The organism is Kitasatospora sp. NBC_00240, assembly GCF_026342405.1.
Lineage (GTDB): Bacteria > Actinomycetota > Actinomycetes > Streptomycetales > Streptomycetaceae > Kitasatospora.
Genome location: NZ_JAPEMU010000001.1, coordinates 5,930,985 through 5,946,796, shown reverse-complemented (window position 1 = coordinate 5,946,796; position 15,812 = coordinate 5,930,985). Strand labels below are relative to the sequence as shown.

19 protein-coding genes and 1 pseudogene are annotated in these 15,812 nt (G+C 71.1%); 9 read left to right on the top strand and 11 right to left on the bottom strand.

Translation table 11 applies throughout. The annotated features are described in order from the left end of the window. Positions 1 to 46 precede the first annotated feature (46 nt). From OG689_RS25405 to OG689_RS25395, 3 genes are all read right to left on the bottom strand, one after another. Positions 47 to 268 carry a DUF397 domain-containing protein gene (locus OG689_RS25405; protein ID WP_266323187.1) on the bottom strand — a complete coding sequence of 74 codons (222 nt, stop codon included), beginning with the start codon at positions 266 to 268 and terminating at the stop codon, positions 47 to 49. A 79-nt stretch (positions 269 to 347) separates the two neighbouring features. Then, positions 348 to 572 (bottom strand): DUF397 domain-containing protein, encoded by a 225-nt coding sequence (locus OG689_RS25400; protein ID WP_266323186.1) that lies wholly within the window; start codon positions 570 to 572, stop codon positions 348 to 350. Further along, the gene (locus OG689_RS25395; protein WP_266323185.1) at positions 569 to 1,414 is read right to left on the bottom strand and encodes a helix-turn-helix transcriptional regulator; all 846 of its coding nucleotides are present in this window, start codon (positions 1,412 to 1,414) and stop codon (positions 569 to 571) included. Before OG689_RS25395 ends, OG689_RS25400 begins: the two co-directional genes overlap by 4 nt. 328 nt (positions 1,415 to 1,742) lie before the next feature. Here OG689_RS25395 and OG689_RS25390 point away from each other — a divergent pair, with 328 nt between their 5' ends. The 5 genes from OG689_RS25390 (at position 1,743) to OG689_RS25370 (ending at position 5,251) form a co-directional block, all read left to right on the top strand. After that, positions 1,743 to 2,351, top strand: a complete 609-nt coding sequence (locus OG689_RS25390) for an ATP-binding protein (RefSeq protein ID WP_266323184.1) — start codon at positions 1,743 to 1,745, stop codon at positions 2,349 to 2,351. Beyond that, positions 2,348 to 2,635 (top strand): hypothetical protein, encoded by a 288-nt coding sequence (locus OG689_RS25385; protein WP_266323183.1) that lies wholly within the window; start codon positions 2,348 to 2,350, stop codon positions 2,633 to 2,635. Before OG689_RS25390 ends, OG689_RS25385 begins: the two co-directional genes overlap by 4 nt. A gap of 238 nt (positions 2,636 to 2,873) precedes the next feature. Next, complete coding sequence (locus OG689_RS25380; protein ID WP_266323182.1) at positions 2,874 to 3,905, top strand: medium chain dehydrogenase/reductase family protein; 1,032 nt, start codon at positions 2,874 to 2,876, stop codon at positions 3,903 to 3,905. A gap of 63 nt (positions 3,906 to 3,968) precedes the next feature. Further along, positions 3,969 to 4,487 carry a nuclear transport factor 2 family protein gene (locus OG689_RS25375; RefSeq protein WP_266323181.1) on the top strand — a complete coding sequence of 173 codons (519 nt, stop codon included), beginning with the start codon at positions 3,969 to 3,971 and terminating at the stop codon, positions 4,485 to 4,487. 152 nt (positions 4,488 to 4,639) lie between these two features. Then, a complete protein-coding gene (locus tag OG689_RS25370; protein ID WP_266323180.1) occupies positions 4,640 to 5,251 on the top strand; it encodes a S1 RNA-binding domain-containing protein in 612 nt (203 codons plus the stop codon). Between the two features lie 58 nt (positions 5,252 to 5,309). Here the strand turns inward: OG689_RS25370 and OG689_RS25365 are convergent, their stop codons facing one another. Beyond that, on the bottom strand, positions 5,310 to 5,678 hold the full coding sequence (locus OG689_RS25365) for a hypothetical protein (RefSeq protein WP_266323179.1): 369 nt from the start codon (positions 5,676 to 5,678) through the stop codon (positions 5,310 to 5,312). A gap of 672 nt (positions 5,679 to 6,350) precedes the next feature. On the opposite strand from OG689_RS25365, the gene OG689_RS25360 reads away from it, so the two are divergent. From OG689_RS25360 to OG689_RS25350, 3 genes are read left to right on the top strand one after another with little or no spacing between them, the layout of a single operon-like run. Next, entirely contained in the window at positions 6,351 to 7,016 is a 666-nt protein-coding gene (locus OG689_RS25360) for a DUF4097 family beta strand repeat-containing protein (RefSeq protein WP_266323178.1), read from the top strand. Positions 7,017 to 7,063: 47 nt separating this feature from the next. Then, positions 7,064 to 8,041, top strand: coding sequence for an ATP-binding cassette domain-containing protein (locus OG689_RS25355; protein WP_266323177.1), 978 nt, complete (start codon positions 7,064 to 7,066; stop codon positions 8,039 to 8,041). Further along, positions 8,038 to 8,823, top strand: a complete 786-nt coding sequence (locus tag OG689_RS25350; RefSeq protein WP_266323176.1) for an ABC transporter permease — start codon at positions 8,038 to 8,040, stop codon at positions 8,821 to 8,823. Before OG689_RS25355 ends, OG689_RS25350 begins: the two co-directional genes overlap by 4 nt. A 279-nt stretch (positions 8,824 to 9,102) precedes the next feature. On the opposite strand, the pseudogene OG689_RS25345 reads toward OG689_RS25350, so the two are convergent. From OG689_RS25345 to OG689_RS25325, 5 genes and pseudogenes are all read right to left on the bottom strand, one after another. Beyond that, positions 9,103 to 9,222 (bottom strand): annotated as a pseudogene (locus tag OG689_RS25345) (GNAT family N-acetyltransferase); the annotation flags it as partial. A 135-nt stretch (positions 9,223 to 9,357) separates the two neighbouring features. Continuing rightward, positions 9,358 to 9,666 (bottom strand): hypothetical protein, encoded by a 309-nt coding sequence (locus OG689_RS25340; protein ID WP_266323175.1) that lies wholly within the window; start codon positions 9,664 to 9,666, stop codon positions 9,358 to 9,360. 56 nt (positions 9,667 to 9,722) lie between these two features. Then, positions 9,723 to 10,991 (bottom strand): dipeptidase, encoded by a 1,269-nt coding sequence (locus OG689_RS25335; protein ID WP_266323174.1) that lies wholly within the window; start codon positions 10,989 to 10,991, stop codon positions 9,723 to 9,725. Between the two features lie 23 nt (positions 10,992 to 11,014). Beyond that, the gene (gene purE / locus OG689_RS25330) at positions 11,015 to 11,548 is read right to left on the bottom strand and encodes a 5-(carboxyamino)imidazole ribonucleotide mutase (RefSeq protein ID WP_266323173.1); all 534 of its coding nucleotides are present in this window, start codon (positions 11,546 to 11,548) and stop codon (positions 11,015 to 11,017) included. Beyond that, on the bottom strand, positions 11,545 to 12,636 hold the full coding sequence (locus tag OG689_RS25325; RefSeq protein ID WP_266327424.1) for a 5-(carboxyamino)imidazole ribonucleotide synthase: 1,092 nt from the start codon (positions 12,634 to 12,636) through the stop codon (positions 11,545 to 11,547). The genes purE and OG689_RS25325 overlap by 4 nt, the downstream gene beginning before the upstream one ends. A 300-nt stretch (positions 12,637 to 12,936) precedes the next feature. On the opposite strand from OG689_RS25325, the gene OG689_RS25320 reads away from it, so the two are divergent. Then, positions 12,937 to 13,521: a GtrA family protein gene (locus OG689_RS25320; RefSeq protein ID WP_266323172.1), complete on the top strand. Its 585-nt coding sequence runs from the start codon at positions 12,937 to 12,939 to the stop codon at positions 13,519 to 13,521. 120 nt (positions 13,522 to 13,641) lie between these two features. Here the strand turns inward: OG689_RS25320 and OG689_RS25315 are convergent, their stop codons facing one another. Both OG689_RS25315 and OG689_RS25310 read right to left on the bottom strand, forming a co-directional pair. Continuing rightward, entirely contained in the window at positions 13,642 to 14,892 is a 1,251-nt protein-coding gene (locus tag OG689_RS25315; protein ID WP_266323171.1) for an ATP-binding protein, read from the bottom strand. 98 nt (positions 14,893 to 14,990) lie between these two features. Beyond that, complete coding sequence (locus OG689_RS25310) at positions 14,991 to 15,665, bottom strand: response regulator transcription factor (protein ID WP_266323170.1); 675 nt, start codon at positions 15,663 to 15,665, stop codon at positions 14,991 to 14,993. Between the last annotated feature and the right edge of the window lie 147 nt (positions 15,666 to 15,812).

Here is a 15,812-nt window from a genome sequence, read left to right as displayed (position 1 = left end):
CCGCACCACGGGTACCGGCGTCGGGCCACCTGCTCGACCACAAGCGTCAGTTGTCGACCCGGACGAGCGCGCCGACGCCCACGGCCCGCGCGAAGTCCGCGAAGACCTCAGCGGGGTAGCGGTGCGCGGGGCCGTCGGGGTTCTTGCTGTCACGGACGGCGGTGGCCGTACCCAAGGGACCGCACTCGACGCAGTTGTCGTTGGGGTCGCTGAAGCTCGCCTTCCTCCACTGCACGGGAAGGGCGGAAGCGGCGGGGAAAGAGGGCACGTCGGACTCACCTTCAGGAGGAGGGATCACGCCACGCATCCAGGCGTGCCCCGTCCAACCCGCGCACATGCAAGTTCCATCAGAAGAGATCGAAGTCGAACTCGCCTGTGGCAACGGCGGCAAGGAACTCTCGACGCGCACGGACATCCAGGATCAGTGCCGGGCCCTGGCTGTCCTTGGAGTCACGAACGTAGGAAAAGGATCCGACGGAAGCGATCTCCACGCAGTTGCCGTTGCCACCGCTGAAGCTGGACTTCTGCCAGGCCACGTCGAGTTCGGCTGAATTGCGGACGAAGTTGTTCACGTGAGGATGTCCTTCTGTGCGGCGATGAACTCGATGGACCTTTCGAGCGGCCAAGCATCGGCCGTGATCTCACGAAAAGCGCGGTCGTAGACCGAAACCCGGTCGGGCTCCTCCAGCCACTCGCTGGTCAGCATCCCCTCGACGAGCACCACGTCCAGGTCGCTCTCCCGGAATCCCAGTATGGTGAACGGCCCGGTCATGCCCTGGTGAGCCCCGGTCGCCGACGGCATGACTTGGATGGTGACGTTGGGCAGGGATGCGAGCTCAAGAAGCTTCTCCAACTGGCCCCGCATCGTCCGGTCCCCGCCGACTCGGCTCGCCAACGCTGCCTCGTGAATGACCGCCGAGACCTCCAGCGGCTGAGGCTGCGTAAGGACGGACTGTCGCTCACGGCGCACACGGACGCGAGCCTCGATGTCGCTGGGGGCGATGCCCAGCCCGAGCCGGGTGATGATCGCTCTGGCGTAGTCGGCGGTCTGGAACAGTCCGGGAACCAGTTGGACCTCATAGGTGCGGAAGGTCTTCGCCGAGCTCTCCAGACTGATCTGGTCTGCGAGCCAGGGTGCCATGTCCTCAAGGTAGTTGAGCCACCAACCCCGCTTGCCGCCGTCCTTCGCGATGGCGACCAGCGCTGCACACAGCTGGTCCGTACAACCGTAGACCCGCGCCAGGAGTTCAACGTCCGCCGGCTTGGCCGCCGACTTCGCGAGTTCGACGCGGGACAGCTTCGCAGCAGTCAGGCCTGTGCGCTTCTCGACATCCTCAAGCGTGAGATCAAGCGCTTCACGCAGCCGGCGCAGCTGGCTGCCGAGCTGACGCCGACGCACCGTGGGTGGCGTCACTGGCCCTCCTCGTTTCCCAGGTCTCCCTGGCGGCCAGTTTGCCCGTTGGAGCACACCCACCGCCACTTTCACCCCAAGCCGAGCGGCAGCCTGACGCCCTTGAATGAGAATTCTCATTTTTGAGACTTGCGCTGACGCTACATCAGGCATCATTCTCACTATGACGGGCGGCAACCGAACCGCTACACACTGCCACGCCATAGGGCGGAGCGGCAGCTACATGCCCTGCCCGCCTACTTCTGCCGAGACAACCGGGGCCTCTGCGGCCACCTCGCCGAACGCCACCGGCAACCTCGCCCCCGCGATCACAGCCAGGAGGACCTCCGCCATGCCCCAGAACCGCTTCCGCCTCCCCGCGTCCGAGTCGTCCGTCGCCGTCGCCCGAAGACTCGCCGTGGCCCAACTGGGCACCTGGGTGGGGGAACTGGATCCGGACGACCGGGCGGTCATCGAACTGCTGGTCTCCGAACTGGTGACCAACGCGGTGCGGTACGGCAAGACGCAGACCACCACCGTCGAACTCATCGGCACCGAGGACGGCACGGTCGTTCTCACGGTCGAGGACGCCAATCCGACCGAACCGCAGCAACAGGAGCCGGAGGCGGACGACGAGGGCGGGCGCGGGTTGCTCCTGGTCGACGCGCTGGCGCTGCAGCGGGGCACCATCCGGCTGGACTCCGGGAAGAAGACCTGGGTCGAGGTGCGGATGGCGCCGGGGACCGCAGCTCGACTCCGCGCCCTGGCCGTGCCACGACCGGCCGCCAACTCCCTTCCCGACCTGGCCGATCGGCTGCCGTCGCAGCTCCTGGACCACCGCATCCGCGCCCTGCGGCCAAGACCGGGCGTCGGCGACCTCGATGGTCACCGCCCACCCCTCGGTCGGCATCGGTGCAGGGCGCGGGCGGCGGAAGCGACGACCGTCGGAGGCCGGCCGTGACCAGAAACAGCGCCCCGCCGCCGACCCCCGTCACCGTCGAGATCGAGGACGTGACACCGCCTGCCGCCTTCGAGCATCTCGCCGACGCCCTGGCCGCGCTGTGGGGCTCACTGCGTACGCTGCCGCTCGGCGCGACCCAGCACGACGCGTACCAGTACTTCCTCACCCGCCCGAACGCCGTGCAACGGGTGACCGAACACCTCGACCGAGACGGCGAGTTGGTCCTCTCGTTCCGGATGGAGGGTCGCCTGCACGGGGTGTCGATCCGCCCCACCAAGGGCTAGACGCCCGCTTCCAAGGGGCTTCTGCACCGCTTTCTCGCGCCCGCTCCCGCCCTCCGCCGGTCCGCTCCGCCATGCCTGCCATCCCTGCGCCCGGCCTGCAGGGCGGACCGAGTCGGCCCCTCCCTCGATCCGATCAAAGCAATAGTTAGAGGTTGTCACTGTCGCTATTGACTCTCGCCACTGATTTGCGTTACAACTTCTAACGAACGCGAAATCATCTACCGAGGGAGAGGCGATCATGAACGCCGAACGTCGCATCGAGGTCGTCCTGCCGGGTGTCGTGGCGCCGGAGGGCCTGGAGATCCGCGAGAGCGCCGTACCGCAGGCGGGCCCGGGGCAGATCGTCGTCGCCATGGAGGCCACCGGCGTCTCGTTCGCCGAGCAGCAGATGCGTCGCGGGCGGTACTACGACCAGCCGCCGTTCCCGTTCGTCCCCGGCTACGACCTGGTGGGCCGGGTGCTGACCACCGGCCGGGGCGTCGACCCGGGCCTGGCCGGTCGACGGGTGGCCGCGCTGGTGAAGGTCGGCGGATGGGCCAGCCACGTGGTGCTCGACGCCGGCGACGCGGTGGAGGTCCCGCAGGGCCTCACGGCGGCGCAGGCCGAGACCGTCGTGGTCAACGGCATCACGGCCTGGCAGATGCTGCACCGCAAGGCCCGGGTGCGGGCCGGTCAGACCGTCCTGGTGCACGGCGCCAACGGCGGCGTCGGCTCGGTCCTGGTCCAACTCGCCCGCGCGGCAGGTGCGAAGGTGATCGGCACGGCCTCCGTCCGCCACCACGACGCCCTGCGGGAACTGGGTGTCCTCCCGGTCGACTACCGCGCCGGCGACGTGCCCGCCCAGGTGCGCGAACTGGCACCCGGCGGGGTGAACGCCGTCTTCGACCATGTCGGTGGCCGCAGCGTCGTCGACTCCTGGCACCTACTCGCCCCCGGCGGCACCCTCATCTCCTACGGCAGCGCCTCCACCCGCGACGACACCGGCTCCAAGCAGTGGCCCGTCCTGAAGATCCTCGCCCGCACCTGGCTCTGGAACACCCTGCCCAACGGACGCCGCGCCCACTTCTACAACATCTGGGCCGGCCGGCCGCTCAACAAGAACCGGTTCCGGGCCCGGCTGCGCACGGACCTCACCCAGGTCTTCGCCGCCGTCCAGCGCGGCGAGGTCACCGCCCGCATCGCCGCCCAACTCCCCCTCGCCGAGGCCGCCGAGGCCCTGCGCCTGGCCGAGTCCGGCACGGTCTCCGGCAAGGTCGTCCTGGTCCCCTGACCCCCTGCCCCCTCATCTGTCACCCTCGCTCACCGCTCACCGCTCGCCCGAAGGAGCCCCGCCATGAAGTCCAGCTCACGCCGTACCCTGACCGCGCTGATCGGTACGACGGCCCTCTGCGCCGTCCTCGGCACCACCGCCGCCGCCGCGCAGCCCACCGTGCCGTCCACCGCGCAGCGCCTGCCGAAGGTCGTCACCGCATGGGCCGCCGCCTGGAACGGCAGCGACCCCCAGGCGCTCGGTGTCCTGTTCACCGCCGACAGCACCTACACGGACCAGGGCATCGGGGTCACCTTCCACGGCCGCCAGGAGATCGGCGGCTGGAAGGCCCGTACCGACAGCCTCATCGACGGCGTCCACGTCACCGTGAAGGCAGCCCACCGCGACGGCGCCCACATCACCGTCGAAGCCGTCTACTCCGGCCATCTCAAGGGCGCGCCCAAGCCGTTCGCCGTGCCGATGGCCACCCTCCTCGACCTCGGCGAGCACCACCTGATCGCCTCCGACCAGGACTACTACAGCCTCAACACCGTCCTTGCCCAGTCCGGCCTGCCCGCCGACTGGACCCCGCCCACGCACTGATCCGGTCCTCCGCACCCCCCGCCGGCCTCGGAGCGGACCCTGAACGGCCTGGCCGGCTCGACCTCCCGCCGTCGAGACTCTCGCGGGGGGCACAGGCATGGACGGCCTGGCCGGAACCGCCGTGAGACGACGCGTGTGCCAGGCTGGCGGATATGGATTGGCAGTCTGAGAGCCCGGACCTCTGGGCATTCCTGGAGTCGTTGCAGCCCGGCGAGATCCTTTCCGGCACCGTCGCGGCGATCGAGCGGTTCGGGGTCTTCGTGGCCCTGGACGACGGACCGGACCACCCCCTGTTCCCCGGCGTCGGGTTCATCACCATCCCCGAACTGTCCTGGCGGCGGAACGAAGCTCCGACCGATGCCGTCCAGGTCGGACAGCACGTCTCATGCGAGTTCCTCCAGTTCGACACGTACAACGCGGAGGCCAGGCTGTCGTTGCGCGCACTGCTCCCCGACCCCTTCCAGGCCTTCGCCGACCGCACGGCGCTCGGCCAGGCCCTGCGCGGCACGGTCGTCGACATGCTCTTCTTCGGCGCCTTCGTCGACATCGGGGACGAAGTCGTGGGGCTGGTGCCCTTCAAGGAAGTCCACGGCAGGCCCGTAGCCGGTCTGCCGGAGGCCTTCCAGGTCGGCGACGAGATCTCGGTCGTCGTCACGGATGTCGACCGGCAGGGGCGCCGGGTGTTCCTTGCCGGGCCGGAGGACACCCGGCATCCCGCGCCACCCCGCCCGGCCGGGGCCGAGCGGGGTGGCGCGGGCCGGTGAGGAGGGGCGGGCCCGGTGGGGAGGCCGGGGCGCCGCCCTCCCCACCGGCGGGCCGGGGCTACCGGCCGGTGCCTGCGGCCCGGGCGGCCTCCAGCATCCGGCCCCGGGCCGCGAGCGCGTCCGACGGGCGCCCTGCCGCGTCAAGTTGCTTCTGGTAGGCGTTCAGCGCCTTCAGCAGGACGGCCGGGCGCACCGGATCCGCCTCGTCCATCCGCTCCGCCGCGTCGACCGCCTCCACCAGCAGCGCCAGCCTCTCCGGGCCGGTACGGCCCTTGGCGTACTTCACCAGCGCCCTGGAGAGCTTGGGGAGGTAGGCCGCCGGGGCGACCGGAGCGAGCACCCGCAGCGCCCGCAGCTCCTGCACCGGGGCGATCCGGCCCTCGTCGAGCATCAACACCCGCGCCCGCAGTACCGCTTCGCTGTTCATCGTTCCCCCTTGTCCGTCCACCCGAGGCCGTACCCGCCGGCGCCAGGGCAGCGCGACGGACGTACCGGCCTCTCCGGGGGGAGAAGTCGGCACGTGGGATCGAGGTGGATGGGTCGAGTCTGAGGGGCGGCGGCGGCCCGGACAAGCTCGGACCGACGTGCTCTCGGTCCTACCGCAAGAGGCCTCTGACAAGGCATGATTGGACTCGACACGCTGCCGGAGGGTGCCCCGGAGGCAGCGCGAGGAGCACCGCCTCGACCCGTGGAGTCATCCGGGCGGGTTGCGGAGCGAATCCCGTCCAAGGCGCGGCGCAGGCTGCCGGGCGCCTGACGGCTCAGCCGGCGCCGACCACTCACCGCCGACCACTCACCGTCGACCGCGGCGCCTCGACGATGCCGGCGCGGATCGGCCCGGTCAGCAGGCGGCGCACTCGACGCCGAGTCCCCCCAACAGCGGCGGCAAGGTGTCCTTTGCTGCCTCCGCATAGCATTCACCGTCATTCCATTGCAACGCAACTCCCTCTGACGTTGCGTTAAATCGGCATCCATTGCAATGATTTTGCAGCCTTGACCTGGGATGATGCCAATCAAGCGCAATGAAGACATTGAAGGATCTTCGAACGCAACGTAGCGTTTGCGTTGTCAGAAACGCGAAGCGCAAGAGGAGACAGCGATGCTGAAGTTCGACACCCCCACCCCGATCACCACCATCCTCGACATCCCCGCCGGGCGGATCCGGTTCATCGCCGCCGACCGGGCGGACAGCACGGTGGAGGTCCTGCCGGCAGACGCCTCGAAGAGCCGGGACGTGCAGGTGGCGGAGCGGGTCACCGTCGAGTACGCCGACGGCGTGCTGCGGATCGGGGCCGCGCCGGCGAAGAACCGGATCGTCGGCCACTCCGGGTCCGTGGAGGTGACCGTCCAACTCCCGTCCGGCTCCCGGGTCGAGGCCAAGGCCGCCGCCGCCGAACTGCGGGGCGTCGGACGCCTCGGCGACGTCACCTTCGAGGGCGCGCAGGGCACCGTCAAGCTCGACGAGACCGCCGGCGCCCACCTCACCGTCCAGGCCGGCGACATCACCGTCGGCCGCCTCGGCGGCCCCGCACGGATCAGCACCCTGCAGGGCCACATCACGATCACCGAGGCGGTCCGCGGCACCGTCGAACTGCGCACCCAGGCCGGTGACATCACGATCGGCGCCGCCCGCGGGGTCAGCGCCGCCCTGGACGCCGGCACCTCCTACGGCCGGATCGACAACGCCCTGCAGAACACCGGCGCCCCCGAGTTGACCGTCCACGCGACCACCGCCCACGGCGACATCACCGCCCGCAGCCTCTGAACCCGCAGTCTCCGCCCGCCCCCAGCCTCCCGAAGGAGCGACTTCTCATGACCAACCTGGCCATCGCGGCGAACGGGCTGCGCAAGTCCTACGGCGACAAGGTCGTCCTGGACGGCGTCGACCTGGCCGTCCCGGAAGGGACGATCTTCTCCCTGCTCGGCCCGAACGGCGCCGGCAAGACCACCGCCGTCAAGATCCTCTCCAGCCTCATCACCGCCGACCCCGGCACCGGCGACATCCACGTCGGCGGCCACAACCTGGCCACCCACCCCCAGGCGGTACGCGCCACCATCGGCGTCACCGGCCAGTTCTCCGCCGTGGACGGCCTGATCACCGGCGAGGAGAACATGCTCCTCATGGCCGACCTGCACCACCTCTCCAAGCGCGAGGGACGACAGGTCGCCGCCGAACTGCTGGAGCGCTTCGACCTCACCGACGCCGCGCAGAAGCCCGCCTCCACCTACTCCGGCGGCATGAAACGCCGCCTGGACATCGCCATGACGCTGGTCGGCAGCCCGCGGATCATCTTCCTCGACGAGCCGACCACCGGCCTGGACCCCCGCTCCCGCCACACCATGTGGCAGATCATCCGCGAACTGGTCACCGGCGGCACCACCGTCCTGCTCACCACCCAGTACCTGGAGGAGGCCGACCAGCTCGCCGACCGCATCGCCGTCCTCCACAACGGAAGGATCGCCGCCCACGGCACCGCCGAGGAACTCAAGCGCCTGATCCCCGGCGGCCACGTGCGGCTGCGCTTCACCGACCCCGACACCTACCGGCGGGCCACGCTCGCCCTCCCCGACTCCGCCCGCGACGACGACGCCCTGACCCTGCGCAACCCCGGCGACGGCAGCCAGCGCCACCTGCGCGCCCTCCTCGACCAGCTCGACACCGCCGGCATCGAGGCCGACGAACTCACCGTCCACACCCCCGACCTCGACGACGTCTTCTTCGCCCTCACCGACACCGCCATCCCCACCCAGGCCGCCCGGCCCACCCAGTCCGAGGAGAACGCCCGATGAGTACTCTCGCCCTCGCCGTCCGCGACTCGAGGACCATGCTGCGCCGCAACCTCCTGCACGCCCGGCGCTACCCCTCACTCACCCTCAACCTGCTGCTCACCCCGGTGATGCTGCTGCTGCTCTTCGTCTACATCTTCGGCGACACGATGAGCGCGGGCATCGGCGGCGGCGACCGCTCCGCCTACATCGCCTACGTCGTCCCCGGCATCCTGCTGATGACCATCGGCAGCAGCGTGATCGGCGCCGCCGTCTCCGTCGCCACCGACATGAACGAGGGCATCATCGCCCGCTTCCGCACCATGGCCATCCACCGCCCGTCCGTCCTGGTCGGACACGTCGTCGGCAGCGTCCTGCAGTCCATCGCCGGCGTCGTCCTCGTCGGCGCCGTCGCCCTGGCCATCGGCTTCCGCTCCACCGACGCCACCGCCCTGGAATGGCTGGCCGCCCTCGGCCTGCTCGTGCTCTTCGCCACCGCCCTCACCTGGATCGCCGTCGGCATGGGCCTGGTCAGCCCCAACGCCGAGGCCGCCAGCAACAGCGCGATGCCGCTGATCCTGCTGCCGCTCATCTCCAGCGCCTTCACCCCGCTGCACTCCATGCCCGGCTGGTTCCAGCCCATCGCCCAGTACCAGCCGTTCACCCCCGCCATCGAAACCCTGCGGGGCCTGCTCCTCGGCACCGGCATCGGCAACAACGGATGGCTCACCCTCGCCTGGTCCGTCGCCCTCACCGCACTCGGCTACCGCTGGTCCACCAGCACCTTCAACCGCGACCCCAAGTAACCACCGTGACAGGCACGACCCACACCCGCACCACCCCGCCCCACCCCCGCCCCAGGGCGGCGCACCCGACACCATGTCGGCCCGCGCCGGCCCGGGGCGGACGGCTGTCCGGAGGCAGGAACGTGACGGGGCGGTGACCCGTCACCGGCTTCGCCCGACGGCCGCGTCAACCGGTCCGTGCTTCGCCGTCGTTGTGCTCGGGCCGGTAGACGTAGGGGGTCGTGGTGCTCAGCACCGCGAACCCGAGCCGTTGCAGGACGGGGCGGCTCTCGTCGGTCGCTCCGCGCCGACCTGCCGCACGACATCGCCGTCACGTTCGATCCGGGCACCGGGCCCGTCAGCCTTCGCGTCGCGCCTCAACCGGCGGTCGAACAGGGCAAGCAGTTCTTCGTGATCCATCCGCCCACTCCGGCACGGGGCGGTCAACCGTGCCATGGAGTTTCGACCGTCGCGGCCGGGTGGTGCAGCAGTTCGAGTCCTCGTCGAGGGCCCGGCGACGCAGCGGGACGATCGGCCGTTGCCCGGGATTCCGGGTCAGTCCGTGGCCTTCGGGTGGCCGGCTCCCGCGTAGCTGATCCAGGCAGTGGGGTTGGTGTCGTCGACCAGGTACCAGAGACGTCCGCCGCCGGTGACCTCGTACTGCCACCGTTCCACGTTCTGCCCCTTGAACAGGGCGGAGCCGAGCTTGCCCTTGAGCCGGTGCTGCCGCTCAGGGTTGTCGCCGGCCCTGGGTGCGGTCCGGATCCGCTCGAAGGCGCGACGCAGGTTGCCCGGGGCCTGACGGCTCAGCTGCTCCCAGCCGTCGGCGGCCTCGGTGTTGGCGAACCGGAGGTCGGCGAACACGGGGGCTGAAGTCAGGAGCGGGGCGCGCCGGGCGACCGGCGCGCCCCCGCCCGGGATCAGTCCGTGCCCGGGCCGTCCAGCTGCTCGATGGTGGCGATGGACGGGCGGCGGGTGCGCTGCAGTCCGCGGGCGACGTCCTCGGCATCGCGCAGGACGCGGACGGCGTTGTGCCAGGTCAGCTTGGCGAGGTCGGCCGGTGACCAGCTCCGGTGGAGGAGCTCGGCGATCAGGTTCGGGTAGCCGGCGACGTCGTCCAGGCCGGCCGGGACGAACGCGGTGCCGTCGAAGTCGCCGCCGATGCCGATGTGGTCGATACCGGCCACCTCGCGCATGTGGTCCAGGTGGTCGGCGACGGTCGCGGGGGTGGCGACCGGGCGGGGGCTGACCGCCTCGAAGGCGCGCTGGCAGTCCATCGCGGCCGGGGTGGTCTCCAGGGCGTGGAAGCCGTGGGCGCGCATGTTCTCGTCGGCGGCGAGGGTCCACCGGATGGCGGCGGGCAGGATGAACTTGGGGACGAAGGTGGCCATCGCCAGGCCGCCGTTGCCGGGCAGCTGGGCGAGCACGTCGTCGGGGACGTTGCGCGGGTGGTCGCAGACCGCGCGGGCGGAGGAGTGCGAGAAGATCACCGGCGCCTCGCTCACCCGCAGGGCGTCCCGCATGGTGTCGGCGGAGACGTGCGAGAGGTCGACCAGCATGCCGAGGCGGTTCATCTCGCGGACGACCTCCTCGCCGAAGCGGGTGAGCCCGCCGGCCACCGGCTTGTCGGTGGCGGAGTCGGCCCACGGCAGGTTGTCGTTGTGGGTGAGCGTCAGGTAGCGCACGCCGAGCTGGTGCAGGGCGCGCAGGGTGGCGAGCGAGCAGTCGATGCTGTGGCCGCCCTCGGCGCCCATCAGCGAGGCGATCCGGCCCTCGGCGCGGGCCGCCTCCATGTCGTCGGCGGTGAGGGCGAGCCGCAGCCGGTCCGGGTAGCGGTCGGTGAGCGCCCGGACGAAGTCGATCTGCTCCAGGGTGGCGCTGACGGCGTGGTCGCCGGCCAGGTCGGAGCGGACGTAGACCGACCAGAACTGGGCGCCGACCCCGCCCGCGGCGAGGCGGGCGAGGTCGGTGTGCAGCCGTACCCGCTGGTCGGCCGCCAGGTCGATGGCGTCCAGGTCGTACCCGGCCTGGGCCCGCATGGCCCAGGGGAGGTCGTTGTGACCGTCCACCACCGGCGCCTCGCGGAGCAGGGCCCTGGCGCGGTCGACGAGCTCGGGGGCGGGCCCGCCGGCCGGGGCCGGTCCGTCGTGCTGCCGGTCGGCCTGCCCAGGGATCTGCTCAGAAGTCATATGACCTCTTGTATCCCGAAGAGCTACTTTCCGAAACCGAAGGCGGTGGAGCCCGCCACCTTGGCGCGCAGCTTCTTGCCCTTCTCGGTGGCCTGGCTGTTCAGCTCGGCCTGGAAGTCGGTCATCCGCTCGGTCAGCTCGGGGTCGAACGCGGCCAGGATGCGGACGGCCAGCAGACCGGCGTTGCGGGCGCCCGCGACCGAGACGGTCGCCACCGGCACGCCGGCCGGCATCTGCACGATCGACAGCAGGCTGTCCATACCGTCCAGGTAGCGCAGCGGCACCGGGACGCCGATCACCGGCAGCGGGGTGACCGAGGCGAGCATGCCCGGCAGGTGGGCGGCGCCGCCGGCGCCCGCGATGATCGCCTTCAGGCCGCGGGTGTGGGCGTTCTCGCCGTAGGCGACCATCTCGCGCGGCATCCGGTGCGCGGAGACGACGTCCACCTCGTACGGGATCTCGAACTCGTCGAGCGCCTGGGCGGCGGCCTCCATCACGGGCCAGTCGGAGTCCGAGCCCATGACGATGCCGACGACGGGAGCAGCGGGGTTGGTCATTCGGTGATCGTTCCTCGCAGGTAGGCGGCCGCGTGGCGGGCGCGCTCGCGGACGTCGTCGAGGTCGTCCCCGAAGACGTTGACGTGGCCGACCTTGCGGCCGGGCTTCACGTCCTTCCCGTACATGTGGATCCGCAGCCCGGGGTCGCGGGCCATGCAGTGCAGGAATGCGTGGTACATGTCCGGGTAGTCGCCGCCGAGGACGTTCACCATGACGGTCCACCGGGCGCGCGGGCGGGGGTCGCCGAGCGGCAGGTCGAGGACGGCCCGCAGGTGGTTCTCGAACTGCGAGGTGACCGAGCCGTCCTGGGTCCAGTGGCCGGAGTTGTGCGGACGCATCGCCAGCTCGTTGACCAGGATCCGGCCGTCGCGGGTCTGGAACAGCTCCACCGCGAGGTGGCCGGTGATGTCCAGGTCGCCGGCGATCCGCAGGGCCAGCGCCTGGGCCTCGGCGGCCATCGCCGGGTCGAGGTCCGGCGCGGGGGCGGTGACCTCGGCGCAGACGCCGTTCTCCTGGACGCTCTCCACCACCGGGTAGGCGACGGCCTGGCCGCTGGGCGAGCGCACCACGTTGGCGGCCAGCTCGCGCAGGAAGTCGACCTTCTCCTCGGCCAGCACCGGGACCCCGGCCAGGAACGGCGCGTGCGCCTCCTGCTCGTCGCCGACGACCCAGACGCCCTTGCCGTCGTAGCCGCCCCGGACGGTCTTCAGCACGACGGGGTAGCCGGCGCCCTCGTTCGCGAAGGCGGTCACGTCCGCCGGGTCGGCGACCAGGCGGTGCCGGGGGCAGGGCACGCCGATGGAGTCGAGCTTGGCCCGCATGACGCCCTTGTCCTGGGCGTTGACCAGCGCGTCCGGGCCGGGCCGCACGGCGATGCCGTCGGCCTGCAGCGCCCGCAGGTGCTCGGTGGGGACGTGCTCGTGGTCGAAGGTGACGACGTCGCAGCCGGCCGCGAAGCGGCGCAGGGTGTCCAGGTCGCGGTAGTCGCCGAGGACGACCTCGGAGACCACCTGCGCCGCGGAGTCCTGGGGGGTGTCGGCGAGAAGCTTGAAGCGCACACCGAGCGGGATGCCCGCCTGATGCATCATGCGGGCCAGCTGCCCGCCGCCGATCACGCCCACCACTGGAAAATTCGCCTTGCCCGGGAAAGTCACCCTGCAAGGATATCCGGGCCGGTGAGGGCCGATGGACAGGTCGCCCGCGGGCCCTCCCGGCCGGTCGTCCGGGCGGTCCCCGGCCGAGGCCCTGCTGAGCCAACTGGCTGAAGCGAGTAGCCTGGATCGCTGGGTCCCGGAGCACGCTGATCGGATCATGTGTGCGGTGGGTTCACGGAGTGCTGCGCGACCGCGCAGGTACCTCTCGTCCGCAGGTACAGGAGACAGCCGGGTATGACGACGACCGCCCCCTCGCGACCTTCCCTCGCCGAGCGGCTCAGCGGCATCCGAGGTGAAGTGGTCAAGTTCGGCATCGTCGGCCTGATCGGCGTCGTCGTCAACTTCGGCGTCTCCAACGCCGTCCTGCACCTCACCGGCTGGGCACCCGTACGCTGCTCGGTGATCGGCACGGCGGTCGCCATCGCGGCCAACTACCTCGGCTACCGCTACTGGGTCTACCGCGACAGCGACGCGGCCTCGCGCCGCCGCGAGATCACCCTGTTCCTCATCTTCAGCGGCATCGGCATGCTGATCGAGAACAGCACGGTCTGGTTCTCCACCTACACCCTGGGCCTGCACGGCACGCTCGCCTACAACGTCTCCAAGGCCTTCGGTACGGGCCTCGGCACGCTGTTCCGGTTCTTCTCCTACCGCACCTGGGTCTTCAAGGCGATCCCCGAGATCCCGAAGCCCGAGGACGTGCAGCTGCCCGGCCCGCAGGACGGCACCGAGGGCCAGGCCGCCCCCACCGCGTCGCCCGCGGCCGCTTCCGTCCCCGCTCCCGCTCCCGCCCCCACCGAGCGGGTCGCGGCGCGCTGAGCCGTCCGGCACCGATTCACCCGCAGCACCCGAGGTCCGGTTCGCGAGGAGCGAGCCGGACCTTCGGCGTCGACCCGACCCGGCGTCGACCCGGCGTCCCGGTCGGCCCGACCCGGCGTCCTAGTCGTCGTCCTTGTGACTCCGCCCCAGGAAGAGCGCGAACACCGGCGGCCGCAGCGAGAGCAGCTCCAGCCGGCCGCCGTCCGCCTCCGCGAGGTCCCGGGCCACGGCCAGGCCGATGCCGGTGGAGTTGCGGCCGCTGACCGCCCGCTCGAAGACCCGGTTGCCCAGCTCCGGCGGGACGCCGGGCCCCTGGTCCTGGACCTCCACCACGATGGTGGTGCCGGACGGCCGGACCCGCAGGGTGATCATGCCCGCGCCGTGCATCAGCGAGTTCTCGATCAGCGTGGCGAGCACCTGGGCGACCGTGCCCGGCGTGCCGACCGCCGCCACCCCGCGCAGGCCGTCCACCTCCAGCAGCCGGCCGGTGCCGCGCAGGGACGGCCCCCACTCCTCCACCTGCTGCTTGATCACCTCGTCCAGGTCGAAGGAGACCGCGGCCGGACTGCGCGGGTCGCGCTGGTTGGTCAGCAGCCGCTGCACGACGTCGGTGAGCCGCTCGACCTGCTGGAGGGCGATGGTCGCCTCCTCCTTGACCGTCTCCGGGTCCTCGGCGACCGAGGTGATCTCCTCCAGCCGCATGGAGAGCGCGGTGAGGGGGGTGCGCAGCTGGTGGGAGGCGTCGGCGGCGAGCCGGCGCTCCGCGGTCAGCATCCGGGCGATCCGCTCCGCACTGAGGTCGAGCACCTCGGCCACCCGGTCCAGCTCGGGTACGCCGTAGCGGCGGTCGCGCGGGCGGGGGTCGCCCGAGCCGAGCCGCTCGGCGGTCTCGGCGAGGTCGGTGAGCGGCCGGGCCAGGCGCTTGGCCTGCCAGACCGCGAGGGCGACGGCCGCCTGGACGGCCAGCAGGGCGACCACGCCGAGCAGCAGCAGCATGTTGGCGATCTCGTGGTCGACGTCCGCGCGGGACTGCTCGACGATCACCGTCTCGCCGCTGGCCCCCTTGTCGACGGCCTTGAGCACATGGTCACCGGCCGGGCGGGTGCCGGTGGAGACGACCGCCTGGCCGGGGATGTCCACCTCGACGTAGCTGCCGTCGGTGACCTGGTTGGCGAACTTGTCGCCGGAGACCGGCTCCCCCGCCGCGAGCCGGTCCTCGACCAGGGCCAGCACCCGGGCCGCGGTGGCCTCCACGCGGTCCTGGGCGGAGTTGACGATGGTGCGCTTCTCGACCAGTGCGAGCGGCACGCAGAACACCACGACCACCACCAGGACCACGCCCAGCAGCGAGTTGATCATCCGGCGTTTCACGCTGCTGCTCCTGATGTGGTCCGGACCGGCCGGCCCGGGCTCGTACTCGTTCGTTCCGGTCCTGCGGCCGGGGCCCGGGGCCGGGCCCCGGCGGGCGGTCAGTTCTTCTCGAACCGGAAGCCCACGCCGCGGACGGTCGCGATGTAGCGGGGGTTGGCCGCGTCGTCGCCCAGCTTCTTGCGCAGCCAGGAGATGTGCATGTCGAGGGTCTTGGTCGAGGTCCACCAGGTGGTGTCCCAGACCTGGCGCATGATCTCCTCGCGGGTGACCACCCGGCCGGCGTCCCGGACCAGCACCCGCAGCAGCTCGAACTCCTTGGCGGAGAGGGTCAGCTCCGCCTCGCCGAGCCAGGCCCGGTGCGACTCGATGTCGATCTTGACGCCGTGGGCGCCGGTGGTCAGCTGGTCGACGTTACCGCGGCGCAGCAGGGCCCGGACCCGGGCCAGCAGCTCGGCGAGCCGGAACGGCTTGGTGACGTAGTCGTCCGCGCCGGCGTCCAGGCCGACCACGGTGTCCACCTCGTCGGCGCGGGCGGTGAGCACCAGCACGGGGCAGCTCTTGCCGTCGGCGCGCAGCCGGCGGCAGACCTCCAGGCCGTCCATCTCGGGCAGGCCCAGGTCCAGGACGACGAGATCGACCTCCTCGGTGAGGCCGGCGGCCAGCGCGGCGGGGCCGTCCTCGCGGACGAGCACCTCGTAGCCCTCGCGTCGCAGGGCCCGGGCCAGCGGTTCGGAGATCGCCGGATCGTCCTCGGCGAGAAGCACACAGGTCATGGGGCGATCGTAGTCCGCCCGGCACTGCGCGTTGACCCTGTGAGGTGTTTCACAGAGAGTGATCATCTCGCGGAGCCCGCTCACGGTCGGGCAGGGCGGCACCCTTCGGTCCTTCGTCGAACATTTTGTGATTTGATCTTGATTTCT